The organism is Variovorax sp. P4_D9 (assembly GCF_056401695.1).
In genome coordinates, this window is record NZ_JBFUIU010000223.1 from 1 (window position 1) to 12,174 (window position 12,174).

11 protein-coding genes and 1 pseudogene are annotated in these 12,174 nt (G+C 66.4%); 1 reads left to right on the forward strand and 11 read right to left on the reverse strand.

Features of this window, described 5'->3' with window-relative positions; all coding sequences use genetic code 11:
- The 11 genes from AC1DY5_RS23090 to ggt form a co-directional block, all read right to left on the reverse strand.
- A partial coding sequence (locus tag AC1DY5_RS23090; protein WP_478115115.1) for a response regulator occupies positions 1–622 on the reverse strand: 622 nt, incomplete at its 3' end.
- Between the two features lie 22 nt (positions 623–644).
- Positions 645–1,721, reverse strand: coding sequence for a nitrogen regulation protein NR(II) (glnL, locus tag AC1DY5_RS23095; RefSeq protein ID WP_478115117.1), 1,077 nt, complete (start codon positions 1,719–1,721; stop codon positions 645–647).
- Positions 1,722–1,725: 4 nt separating this feature from the next.
- Entirely contained in the window at positions 1,726–2,238 is a 513-nt protein-coding gene (locus tag AC1DY5_RS23100; protein ID WP_478115118.1) for a hypothetical protein, read from the reverse strand.
- A 141-nt stretch (positions 2,239–2,379) separates the two neighbouring features.
- Positions 2,380–3,795, reverse strand: coding sequence for a type I glutamate--ammonia ligase (gene glnA / locus AC1DY5_RS23105; RefSeq protein ID WP_478115119.1), 1,416 nt, complete (start codon positions 3,793–3,795; stop codon positions 2,380–2,382).
- 148 nt (positions 3,796–3,943) lie between these two features.
- The gene (locus AC1DY5_RS23110; RefSeq protein ID WP_478115121.1) at positions 3,944–4,744 is read right to left on the reverse strand and encodes a competence/damage-inducible protein A; all 801 of its coding nucleotides are present in this window, start codon (positions 4,742–4,744) and stop codon (positions 3,944–3,946) included.
- Entirely contained in the window at positions 4,741–5,619 is an 879-nt protein-coding gene (locus tag AC1DY5_RS23115) for an EI24 domain-containing protein (protein WP_478115123.1), read from the reverse strand. Before AC1DY5_RS23115 ends, AC1DY5_RS23110 begins: the two co-directional genes overlap by 4 nt.
- A 39-nt stretch (positions 5,620–5,658) precedes the next feature.
- Complete coding sequence (locus tag AC1DY5_RS23120) at positions 5,659–6,630, reverse strand: sterol desaturase family protein (RefSeq protein ID WP_478115125.1); 972 nt, start codon at positions 6,628–6,630, stop codon at positions 5,659–5,661.
- Between the two features lie 31 nt (positions 6,631–6,661).
- A complete protein-coding gene (locus AC1DY5_RS23125) occupies positions 6,662–7,546 on the reverse strand; it encodes a polysaccharide deacetylase family protein (protein ID WP_478115127.1) in 885 nt (294 codons plus the stop codon).
- Positions 7,533–8,504: a YncE family protein gene (locus AC1DY5_RS23130; RefSeq protein ID WP_478115131.1), complete on the reverse strand. Its 972-nt coding sequence runs from the start codon at positions 8,502–8,504 to the stop codon at positions 7,533–7,535. The genes AC1DY5_RS23125 and AC1DY5_RS23130 overlap by 14 nt, the downstream gene beginning before the upstream one ends.
- 48 nt (positions 8,505–8,552) lie before the next feature.
- Positions 8,553–9,311 (reverse strand): pseudouridine synthase, encoded by a 759-nt coding sequence (locus tag AC1DY5_RS23135; protein ID WP_478115128.1) that lies wholly within the window; start codon positions 9,309–9,311, stop codon positions 8,553–8,555.
- Positions 9,311–11,104, reverse strand: a complete 1,794-nt coding sequence (gene ggt / locus AC1DY5_RS23140) for a gamma-glutamyltransferase (protein WP_478115130.1) — start codon at positions 11,102–11,104, stop codon at positions 9,311–9,313. Before ggt ends, AC1DY5_RS23135 begins: the two co-directional genes overlap by 1 nt.
- An 874-nt stretch (positions 11,105–11,978) precedes the next feature.
- Here ggt and AC1DY5_RS23145 point away from each other — a divergent pair.
- Positions 11,979–12,174: pseudogene (locus tag AC1DY5_RS23145) on the forward strand (IS110-like element ISCARN28 family transposase); the annotation flags it as partial.

The following is a 12,174-nucleotide window of genomic DNA, read 5'->3' on the forward strand; positions in this document are numbered from 1 at the left end:
CTAAGAGGTCTTTGGGAATCGCTGCGGTGTTGATGGCGACGAAGGGGCCGGTCGCGCGCGGCGAATGCTTGTGCAACGCGCGCGCCACCAGTTCCTTGCCTGAACCTGACTCGCCCGTGATCAGCACCGTGACATTGCTTTGCGACAGCCGTCCGATGGCACGGAACACATCCTGCATCGCGGGCGCCTGGCCCAGCATTTCGGGCGCGGCCGCCATGCGTTCCTCGGCCACTTCCTCGCGCTGGCTTTCATCGACCGCGCGGCGAATCAGCTCGACCGCGCGCGGCAGGTCGAAGGGCTTCGGCAGGTATTCGAAGGCACCGCCCTGGAAGGCCGAGACGGCGCTGTCCAGGTCGGAGAAGGCGGTCATGATGATCACCGGCAGGCCGGGGTGCATGGCCTTGATCTTGTCGAGCAGATCGAGGCCCGAGCCGCCGGGCATCCGGATGTCGCTGACCAGGACCTGGGGGCCCTGCATTTCGTCGTCGGCCGCGGCTTCGAGGGCCGCAAGAACTTCGCGCGTATTCGTGAAGCTTCGGGTCGGCAGGTCTTCGCGCAGAAGCGCTTTTTCCAGCACGAAGCGGATTGATTGATCATCATCCACTATCCAGATCGGCTTCATGCAGCTCCTTGTTGCTTGGCTGCTAGGGCAGCGGTATCAGTATCTTGAAATCGGTCCGTCCCGGGACGCTGTCGCACTCGATCACGCCGTGATGCTGTTGCACAAAAGTCTGCGCAAGCGTCAATCCCAAGCCAGTCCCGCCTTCTCTGCCCGACACCAGCGGGTAAAAAATGCGGTCCTTGATCGCGTCCGGCACGCCCGGTCCGTTGTCGATGACATGCAATTCCAGTGCCAGTCGATACCACTGCTTGTTGAAGATAACCTGACGCGCGATGCGGGTCTTGAATGTGATCTGCGCGTCGCCCGCGGCCCGCCGTTCGGCCAGCGCCTGGGCGGCGTTGTGGACGATGTTGAGCGTGGCCTGGATCAACTGCTCGCGGTCGCCCCGGAACTCCGGGATCGAGACGTCGAAGTCGCGCTCGATATGCAGGTCGCGCGGGAACTCGGCCAGGATCACGGAACGCACCCGCTCGCAGACCTCGTGKATGTTGACGTCGCCCACCACGTGCGGCCGCCGGTGCGGCGCCAGGAGGCGATCGACCAGCGTCTGCAGCCGATCGGCCTCGTGGATGATGACCTGCGTGTACTCGATGAGGTCGCGCGACTCGACCTCCATCTGCAGCAGTTGGGCTGCGCCACGGATGCCGCCGAGCGGGTTCTTGATCTCGTGCGCGAGATTGCGGATCAGTTCCTTGTTGGCCTGCGCCTGGTCGAGCAGCCGCTCCTCGCGGTCCTGCCGCGCCTGCTGCTCCAGCGGCGACATCTCGACGATCAGTTCGCCGGCCTTGTCGCTCTGCGCCAGCGTCACCAGCACCGGCATCAGCTCGTGGTTGACGCGGCGCAGCAAGGCCTCGTAGCGCAGCGTCGCGAAATCGTTGCTTTTGGCGCCGTCGATGGCGGTGCGGAGGACCTGCGGTTCGTGGAAGCAGGCGCCGAACTGCGAGCCTTCGAGCRTGCGCCGCGAGGTGCCCAGCGCGTCCTCGAGGCCCGAGTTGGCGAACAGCACCGAGCCGTCGACCCTCACCACGGCGATCAGGGTCGACAGCAGGTCGAAGGCCTGGAAGCGCTTGCCCGGTCCCGCCGATTTACCGAAAGCCATCCGCTCAGCGATTCACCGGAGGAAGCCGGCCGATCTCGCGCTGAAGGCCGGCGATGTCGGCCTCGTTGCGCGCGATCTCGGCCTTCATGTCGGACACCCGATCGAGGTACTTCTGGTAGTTCTTGCTTTCGCTGCCCTGCTTTTCGGGTTCGCCGTTGTTGTATTCCCTGAGCAGCTGGGTCTGCCGCTCCTGGGCCTTGCGCAGCTCAGCCTCAAGCACCGAACGCGCCTCGCCGTCGCGCGCGCGCTGATCGGCGCCGTCGACCCGCGGACTGCCCGCGGGGGCCCGCACCGCCGCGCCGGGGGCGGCAGGTGCCGCCGAAGCGATCGGCCGGGTGCCCTGCACGATGGTCAGATTGCCGCCTTCCATCACCTTGCAGCCGCGCTGCTGGGCGACGGTCGCGTTGTTGGTGTATTCGTTGCCGCAGCGCCAGACGCGCTCTTGCTGCGCCTGGGCCTGCAAGGGCACGCCGGCTGCCGCCGCGGCGGTCAGCAGGAAAACGGTGAGAGTCTTCATGGTCTTGGATGTAGTGCGCCGCAAACCGGCATTTTCATGCAATTCGAAACCGATCCGGCCCGGATGTTCCCGCCCAAACAAAAAGGACGGCCGCAGCCGTCCTTTTTTAACGCTCCGGGCGCAGCCCGGAACACACACGCCTTACAGCGAGTAGTACATGTCGAACTCGACCGGATGGGTGGCCATCCGGAAGCGCGTGACTTCCTGCATCTTGAGGTCGATGTAGGCATCGATGTACGCATCGGTGAACACGCCGCCCTTGGTCAGGAAGGCACGGTCCTTGTCGAGGTACTCGAGCGCCTGGTCGAGGCTGTGGCAGACGGTCGGGATCAGCGCGTCTTCTTCCGGCGGCAGGTGGTACAGGTCCTTGCTGGCGGCTTCGCCCGGGTGGATCTTGTTCTCGACGCCGTCGAGGCCGGCCATCAGCAGCGCCGCGAAGCCGAGATACGGGTTCATCAGCGGATCCGGGAAGCGCGCTTCGACGCGGCGGCCCTTCGGGTTGGCTACGAACGGGATGCGGATCGAGGCCGAGCGGTTCTTGGCCGAGTAGGCCAGCTTGACCGGGGCTTCGAAGCCGGGCACCAGGCGCTTGTAGCTGTTGGTGCCGGGGTTCGTGATGGCATTCAGCGCGCGGGCGTGCTTGATGATGCCGCCGATGTAGTGCAGCGCGAAGTCGCTCAGGCCGGCATAGCCGTCGCCGGCGAACAGGTTCTTGCCGTCCTTCCAGACCGACTGGTGCACATGCATGCCGGAGCCGTTGTCGCCGACGATCGGCTTCGGCATGAAGGTGGCGGTCTTGCCGTAGGCGTGGGCCACATTGTGGATCACGTACTTCTGCAGCTGGACCCAGTCGGCGCGCTGGATCAGCGTGCTGAACTTGGTGCCGAGTTCCATCTGGCCGGCATTGGCCACTTCGTGGTGATGCACTTCGACCGGGATGCCSAGCGATTCGAGCACCAGGCACATYTCSGAGCGCATGTCCTGGAAGCTGTCGACCGGGGGMACCGGGAAATAGCCGCCCTTGACCGCTGGACGGTGGCCGGTGTTGCCGTGCTCGAATTCCTTGCCGGTGTTCCAGGCGGCTTCTTCTGACTCGATCTTGACCGAGCAGCCCGACATGTCGTTGGACCAGCGCACGCCGTCGAACACGAAGAACTCGGGTTCCGGCCCGAAGAAGGCGGTATCGCCCAGGCCCGAGGCTTTCATGTAGGCCTCGGCGCGCTTGGCCAGCGAGCGCGGGTCGCGTTCGTAGGGCTTGCCGTCCGAGGGGTCGACCACGTCGCAGGTCAGGATCAGCGTAGTCTCTTCGAAGAAGGGATCGATGTTGGCCGTGTTCGGATCGGGCATGAGCTGCATGTCCGATGCTTCAATGCCCTTCCAACCGGCGATCGAGGAGCCATCGAAAGCGTGGCCCGATGTGAACTTGTCTTCATCGAACGCGGACACGGGCACGGTCACGTGCTGCTCTTTGCCGCGGGTGTCGGTGAAGCGGAAATCGACGAACTTGACCTCGTTTTCCTTCACGAGTTTGAGTACGTCGGCGACGGTCTTGGCCATCAGGTTCTCCTTGGTATGGACAGTGGTTGGAAGTATGGGGATTGGGGATGCAGTTTCTGTGCCCATTGTCACTGCCGCGAGCGGGGCCTCGGCAGCCTGGRCATGGCCCAAAACAAGGCAATTTGTAACCAGTTTGGTGCGCGTTCCTTCAGCGCACCATTTCGGGGCCAAGCCGCACCCCAAAGCCGTGCAGGCCCGCCAGCAATTGGGCGTAGGCCGCCTCGATCCGGTCGGCTTCGCCCTTGACGCCGAGCTCGATGTGGCGCCCATGCTCCGGGTGGTCGACGCTCGGCAGACTGAACACCTTGATGCCCGGATGATCGCGCTCGACGGCCTGCATGAGCGGCGTCAATGTGGCCTCCATGGCGCCATAGACGATCACCGATTTCTCGGCGGCGCGGCCGCGTGCGAACAAGCCGGCATAGCGGCCGTCGAGCACCGACTCGATCATCGGCCAGGCCATCACCGGGAAGCCCGGAACGAAGTGGACATCGCCGACGCTGAAGCCGGGGATCTTGTTGTAGGTGTTGGGGATGATCTTGGCGCCGAGCGGAAAGACGCCCATGTTGAGGCGATGGATGTTGTCCGGGCGGTCGGGCGCGTAGACCGTCCCCTGCTCGCGCGCCGTGTCCTGCATGCGCTCCCGGATCAGCGCCTCTGCCTCGGGATGCAGCGCCAGCGGCACGCCCAGCGCCGCCGCCGCGCATTGGCGCGTGTGGTCGTCGGGGGTGGCGCCGATGCCGCCGGTGGAGAACACGATGTCGCCGGAGGCGAAGGCACGGCCCAGCGCCGCCGTGATGCGCACCGGCACGTCGCCCACATACTCGGCCCAGCCCAGTTCGAGCCCGCGCGCGGCAAGCAGTTCGATGACCTTGGGCATGTGCTTGTCGATGCGCTTGCCCGACAGGATTTCGTCGCCGACGACGATCAGACCGAAAGAACGGCTCATGGTGAACTCCATTGGCTGGCGGCCGCGCTGGCATCGGCCAGCTCGGGGGTGGAAGGCGAGAGCGCCAGCGCCGCAGCTGCGCRCTGGGCCCGCAGTTGCGCCAGGGCGTCGAGGCAGTAGTGGGCGAACCACAATGCCGAGAAGGCGAACACCAGCGTGTAGATCCAGATCGCCAGCGGCGCCAGCACGAAGAAGGCGGCGGCGAACAGCAGGCCCGAGGCCCAGACGATGCTGGGCGCCGCGCCGAGGTAGCCGCAGAGCACGCCGATGCCGAGCAGCGGCAGCCGGTGGACGCGCAGCAAGGTGTCGCGCTCCTCGGGGCTGGCATGCTCGGCCAGGGCATCGAAACTCATCACGCGGTAGGTCAGCCAACCCCAGATCAGCGGAGGAAGAATCAGCACCAGCGGCGGAATCAGCCACAGCGGCATCGACACCACCAGCGCCAGCAGCGCCAGCACGGTCAGGCCTGTCGAACGCGCCACGCTGCCGAAGAAGGAAGCGCCCTTCTTCTGCTCCAGGCTCACGAAGCGCCGCTCGGCCACCAGCCGCGTCAGCGCCGGCGCCATGATGCCGGCCACGACCAGCAGCGACACCACCACGATCAGCGGCGTGGCGGCGAAGACCACCACCATGGGCGCCAGCGCGGCCGTCACGTCGCCCGAGAAGAAGTGACCGATCCAGCTCCAGAAGCTGGCCAGCAAGGGCCAGGCATCGAGCGCAGCGCGGGTCCAGGCGACCGCGGCGTCCCAGTAGAAATAGCCGAATACCGCCGCCAGCGCGATCATCAGGCCCAGCGGCAGCAGCGAYAGCACGATCACCCGCGGGTGCAGGCAATAGGCGACCGACCGCCAGAAGGAATCGAGGAGAAGACGCATCGGGTGCCGAGGATAACGCCAGCGCGTGACGAGGCGTCCTCAATCCCTGCCGAACAAGCGGCGGAGCCCCAGCCACTGCTGGGCCCAGAAGCCGCGTCCGTAGTCGCGCACCCGGCCGTGGGCGTCGGGCTCGACCTGGTCGCGGATGCCGGTGGCGTCGTAGCGATCCTCGAAGTTGACGGTCCGGAAGAGCATGTCCCACCACGGCAGCAGCACGCCAAAGTTGTGGCCGCCGAGCGTCTTCGGCCCGCCGGACTCATGGCCGATGCCGATCGAATGGTGCACGCGGTGGAAGCGCGGGCTGATCCACAGGCGCTCGCCGAGGGCACCGAAGCCGAGGCGCAGGTTGGCATGCTGCAGGCTCTGGCTGAGCTGCGTGAAAGCGACGATGGCGATGAACTGCCCCGGCGCGACGCCGATCAGCTGCGCCACGATGACGATGATCACGTCGTGGATCAGGTCGTCGAGCAGATGGTTGCGGTCGTCGCTCCACATCGTCATCTGGCGCTGCGAGTGGTGCAGCGAATGCAGCGCCCACCACCAGCGGAAACGATGCTGGCCGCGATGGATGAGGTACTCCACCGCATCCAGCACCACTAGGTAGATCGCGAACGCGATCCAGGGCACGTCGGTCACGCCCGGCCAGAGTTCGTCCAGGTGCATGCTGCCCCAGCCGGCCGCGCGCGCCATGCCCAGCAGGTCATCGAACAAGGGCTGCACGGAGAAAAAGATCGCCAGCCGGAACAGGCCCAGCCGGTGGATCAGCGTGTAGATGATGTCGATGCGGATCGCGCGCCGGTCGACGACCGGCTCGACCGGCCGCCAGCKCTGCAGCGGGCCGATCAGCGCGACCAGCACCGCGATTTGGATCAGGCCGACCAGCAGCCAGCCGGTGGCATCGAAGGCGTCCTCGACCCAGCCGCCGAAACCGATGGCGTAGACCAGCGGCTGGACGACGATCTCGAACAGCCACTGCTGCACGGCCGCGAAATGATCGGTGAGCCAATCCATCAACGTGCGATCCACCAATGCGACCAAGGGTTCAAGTATGGGCCGCGATCCAGTCGCGGTAGGCCGGATGCTGGCGCAGCGTCTGGAAGCAGAAACCCTTGGCCTTAAGGCCGACGATCAGCGGCTCGAGGTCGGCCGGCGCCCAGGGGTCCTTGCGCGACCAGATGCCCAGGTGCGCGAGCAGGATGTCGCCGGGCTGGATCTTGTCGAGGGCCTGCGCGAGCAGCAGTTCGTTGCTGAACTTCTCGCTCGGCAGTTCGTCGCCCAGGAAGCCCGCCGGCGCCCAGGCCACGTGCGCATAACCGCAGCCCTTGGCCACCGCCAGCAGCCGCGGCGAGGTCTTGCCGCCCGGCGCCCGGAACAGCGGCAGCGGCTTCTTGCCGGTGACATGCTGCAGCCTGTCGGACGCCTTGGCGATGTTGGCGCAGTATTGCGCCGCGTCCCAGGTGAATTCGCGGCCGGCGAAGGCACCGGCCGTGGGGCGAATGCGGAAGCGCGGCTCGACACCCTTGACATCGTCGCGCCAATAGGCGTGGTCGTAGGTGTGGGAGGCGAACTCATGGCCCTCGGCCGCCCTCGCCTTCCACCACGGCGCCCACTGGTTGTCGAGGCTGTCGCCGTCGGTCTGCGTGCGCTCCGCGGCGGCGAAGAAGGTCACGCGCACATCCTGCCGCTTAAGCACCTCGGCCACCAGCGGCGCGATGCCCATGTGGCCGGTGTCGAAGGTCAGGTAGACAGGCTTGGCGCAACCCTGGGCCAGCACGTTGCCCGAGACGGCCGCACAGGCCGCCAGCAGCAGCCCGGCAGCGGCGAGCCTAGGCCGGCGCCGGGCCGCCCCAAGGCGGCCTGCGGCCCCCTCGGGGGGCAGCGACCCACACGCAGTGGGGGAGCGTGGGGGCCATTCAGGACTTGGCATGGTCGAGCGTCCAGACGCCGTGCGGCGAGCGCCCGACGTTGACCTGGCGCACCACCTTGCGGCTCACGAGGTCGACCACGCTGAGCTTCTTGGCCCAGCGCGAGGTGACGTAGAGCGTCTTGCCGTCGGCCGAGACGTCCATGCAGTCGGGACCGCCCGGCACCGGGTAGGTCTCCAAGACCTGCAGCGTGCCCAGGTCGATGCGGCTGATCGTGTTGGCCACCCGGTTGCTGACGAAGACGCTGCGGCCGCCGTCGCCGCCAGCGCGGAAGGCATGCGCGCCCTTGCCTGTCGCGATCTTTCCGACCAGCTTCGGCTGAACGCCCGAGACGTCGAAGACCTGCACGCCGTCGCTGCCGGTCAGGCCGACCAGCAATGTCTTGCCGTCGTGGATGCCGAAGATGTCGGCCGGCATCGGGCCGGTGGCGGTGCGCCAGCGAATCGTCTGCGTCGCCAGGTCGACCGCGATCAGTTCGTCGCTGTCCTGCATCGAGACGTAGGCGGTGGTGCTCTTGCCGTCGATCCAGATATGGCTGGGCGTCTTGCCGGTCGGGATGCGCTTGGCCAGCTTGGGCTCCTTGCCGTCCCAGCGATACAGGTCGACGTGGTTCAGGCGGTTGCCCGCGGTGACGAACCACTTCATGTCGGGCGAGAAGCGCAGGTGGTAGGGGTCGATGATCCCGTAGACCACGCGCTGCACCTCGGCCGTTCGCGGATCGAGGAAGGTCAGCGAGTCGCCGGCCGAATTGGCGACGATCAGCGAGCGCTCGTCGGGCGTGAGGTACAGGTGGTGCGGCTCCTTGCCCGTGGGTATGCGCATCTTCTCGGTCCAGACGGTGGGCTCGATCACGCTCACGGTGGCATCCAGGGAGTTGAGCACGAAGACCGGGGGGGGCTCGGCGGCATGGGCCGAAAACGACGTGCAAACAAACAAAAAGGCCGCGAGACGGCCCGTCAGTGAAGGAATAGAGCGCAAGGGAGAGATTCCGGAGGAAGACTTCTTATCTTAACGGCCCACGCCGACCGTTGGCTGACCGGCCCGCGCAGTTCGCAGCCCTTCGACCTCCTCGGCACGCAGCCAGCGCCACTGGCCGGGTGCCAGGTCGGCCGAGAGCGCCAGGGCACCGATACGCGAGCGGTGCAGCGCCTCGACCCGGTTGCCCACGGCCGCCAGCATCCGCTTGACCTGGTGGTACTTGCCTTCGGTCAGGGTCAGGCTCAGGTGCTGCGGGGCGGCCAGCTCGCAGGCGGCGGCCCGCACCGGCTTCGGATCGTCGTCCAGCACCACGCCGGCCAGCAGACGGTCAACCTGGTTCTGATCGACCGGATGCTTGGTCGTGACCTCGTAGACCTTCGGCACATGGTGCTTCGGCGACCCCATTCGGTGGATGAACTGGCCGTCGTCGGTCAGCAACAGCAGGCCGGTGGTGTCCTGGTCGAGCCGCCCGATCGCCTGCACGCCCTGCACCGCGCCCTTGTTCGGACGCAGTCGCAGCGGCGACGGCAGCAGCGTGTAGATGCTCGGGTAGGTCGAGGGCTTCTGCGAGCACTCGGTGCCGGCCGGCTTGTGCAGCATCAGATAGGCCTTCTCGTGGTACTCCCAGGCCGTGCCCTGGACGGTGAAGCGCAGCCCCTCGGTGGCGAAGTCCTGGCCCGGATCGGTCACCACGGCGCCGTCGACCGTGACGAACCCTTGCTGGACCAGTCCCGCGCAGACGCGGCGGGTGCCGAAACCCTGGCTGTAGAGAATCTCTTCGATATGCATCAGTAGCCGAGCGCGAGGCCCGTGTTGGGGCGCGGATCGTTGGCGCCATAGAAACGATTGCTGCCCACCGGCTTGCCTCCCAGCGAAGGGGCGCCGACGAGGATCGCCGCCAGGTGGTTGGCGGGCTGCGCCTCGCCGAGCTTGTGGCCCATGTCAACCAGGATCTTGCGGGTGTCCGGGGACAGCGCGAAAGGCTCGACGTTGGTCACGTCCGGCAGCCACTGCTGGTGGAAGCGCGGCGCGTCCACCGCCTCCTGCACGTCCATGCCGTAGTCGACCACGTTCAGGATACTGTGAAGCACCGTCGTGATGATGCGGCTGCCGCCCGGCGTGCCAACCACCAGCACCGGACGGCCGTCCTTGGCGACGATGGTCGGGCTCATCGAACTCAGCGGCCGCTTGCCCGGCGCGATCGCATTGGCTTCGCCCTGGACCAGCCAGTACATGTTGGGCTCGCCCGCCTTCGCCGTGAAATCGTCCATCTCGTTGTTGAGCAGCACGCCGGTCCCCGCCGCCGTGACCTTGGCGCCGAACCAGTCGTTCAGCGTGTAGGTCACCGACACCGCGTTGCCCCACTGGTCGAGGATCGAATAGTGCGTGGTGTTGCTGCCTTCATGCGGCGCGACCCCGGTCTTGATGTCCGCCGAGACACCGGCCCGCGCCGGATCGATGGCGCCGCGGATCTTCTCGGCATAGCGCTTGTCGATCAGGCGCTCGACCGGGTTCTTCACGAACTCCGGGTCGCCCAGATAGCTGTTGCGGTCGACGTAGGAATGGCGCATGGCCTCGATCTGGTAGTGCACGCCCTGGGCCGACCGGAAACCGAGTTCCTTGAGCGGGTAACCCTCGAGGATGTTCAGCATCTCGCAGAGCACGACCCCGCCCGAACTCGGCGGCGGCGCCGAGATCACGCGATAGCCCCGGTAGCTGCATTCGATCGGAAGCAGCTCGCGCGCCTTGTACTGGTCGAGGTCGGCCTGCGTGATGAGCCCGCCTCCGGCGCGGCTCGACGCCACGATCGCAGCGCCCACCGGCCCCTTGTAGAAGCCGTCGGCGCCCTGGCGGCTGATCGCCTTCAAGGTCTTAGCCAGGTCTTTCTGGACCAGCTTCTGGCCGACCTCGAAAGGCTCGCCCCGGTTCAGGAAGATCGCGGCCGACGCCGGATCACTGCCGAAGTCGGCGGCACCGGCCGCCAGCATGTCGACGTCGCCCTGCTGCAGCACGAAACCACGCTCGGCCAGCGCGATCGACGGCGCCAGCAGTGCGCCTCGCTTCATGGTGCCGTACTGTTCGCGTGCCCGCTCCAGGCCGGCGACCGTGCCCGGCACACCGACCGCCAGATGGCCGCGGGTGCTCAGCCCCTCGATGAACTTGCCGTCCTTGTCGAGGTACATCCCGGGCGTCGCCGCCAGCGGCGCCTTCTCGCGGAAGTCGAGGAAGGTCTTGCGGCCATCGGCCAGCTGCACCGTCATGAAGCCGCCGCCGCCGAGATTGCCTGCCGCGGGATAGACCACCGCCAGCGCGTAGCCCACCGCCACCGCGGCATCGATCGCGTTGCCGCCGCGCTTGAGCACGTTGACGCCCACCTGCGTCGCCAGCTGCTGGGCGCTCACCACCATGCCGTTCTCGGCGGCGACCGGCGCCTGCGAGGCCGCCTGCGCAAGGGCGCAGGTCCAGGCGAAAGCCGCGGCGATGCCCAGGTGCCGCAGCTTCGGCCAGCGGCCATCGATTTGCTGGCGGGCGGCGCTCGGGAAGGAAGTGGGGCTCGTCTGTGTCGTCGTCGATGAATCCATGGGCCTCTTTGCACGGCACCGGGGGTTGCCGTGGAGGGGATTGGATCGCAGAAGCGGCGCCGATGCAAAATGCATTGGCGCCGCCATCTTGAGTGGGCTGGGGACGGCTGAAAAACAACGGATAGCCCGTATGGATGCTAGATTTCTGGCTTGTGAAGCGCCTTTTCTGCCCCCAAAAATGCCCCCGTTTTGGTCAGCCTGACTTGTCCCAGAAGTGGAAATGAGTACTACTTTTGAGAAAATGACACTGGATGCATGCACAGTACGCATAAATCAAACGAACTCTTTTGGAGCCGGCCATGGTTGCATGGCTAAGAGCCGGATTCCTGAGCGTCGGGCCCGCCAGACGCTGATCGTCGCTTTCTTCATGGGCCTCCCCCTGCCTGCCCTCACGGAGGCTCATGCCCACCGCGGCCATCGGTCGGGGTGTGTCGGCATTCGGCCAGGAGCAGACTTTCCTGCTAGCTTGCATAACTGYGAGTCGATAACGTGCGCCTATGACAAAAAGAGACAGCGCTCAGGACCGCAGGCCAGATGATTTGGCATTCGGAGTTTTGGAGACGATCGTCTTTGACTTTCAGTTTGTCGCAATCGTGGTCGTCTTCGCCGCCATAGCCGCTTGGTCAGCCTTCAACTTCATACGGGAGAACTGGGCCGTGACCTCGGCGTGGATGGCTCGCATGTGCGCCAACAGTGCCTCGTTGCTGAGCCGTCCATCGCCGGGCCGGCCAACCAAGCCCCCCGCCCACGGACCTGGTCCGTGACCGGAGCTTCGGGATCGGACGCATTTCCGCGGTCGGGGTAGTCCGGTGATCGGGGCAGACCGTGGCCGGAGCGGCGCCGGGAGCGTGCAGGTCCGGCCGGCCGGGCATGCAGCATGCGCCGCAGCTCAATCACCAAGACTGCACACGCGCGGCGCCTGTTGACCGAGGCGGCGTGGAACTACCGTTTTCCGGCGCGCATCAGCAACGAGTTGCGCGACCGCAGCAAGGCGTTGCCGCCCCGGCATCCGCACTCACGCCTGGAAGGCCCAGGTGCGCTTGTGTTCGCGATTCGCGCAACTGTCGGGC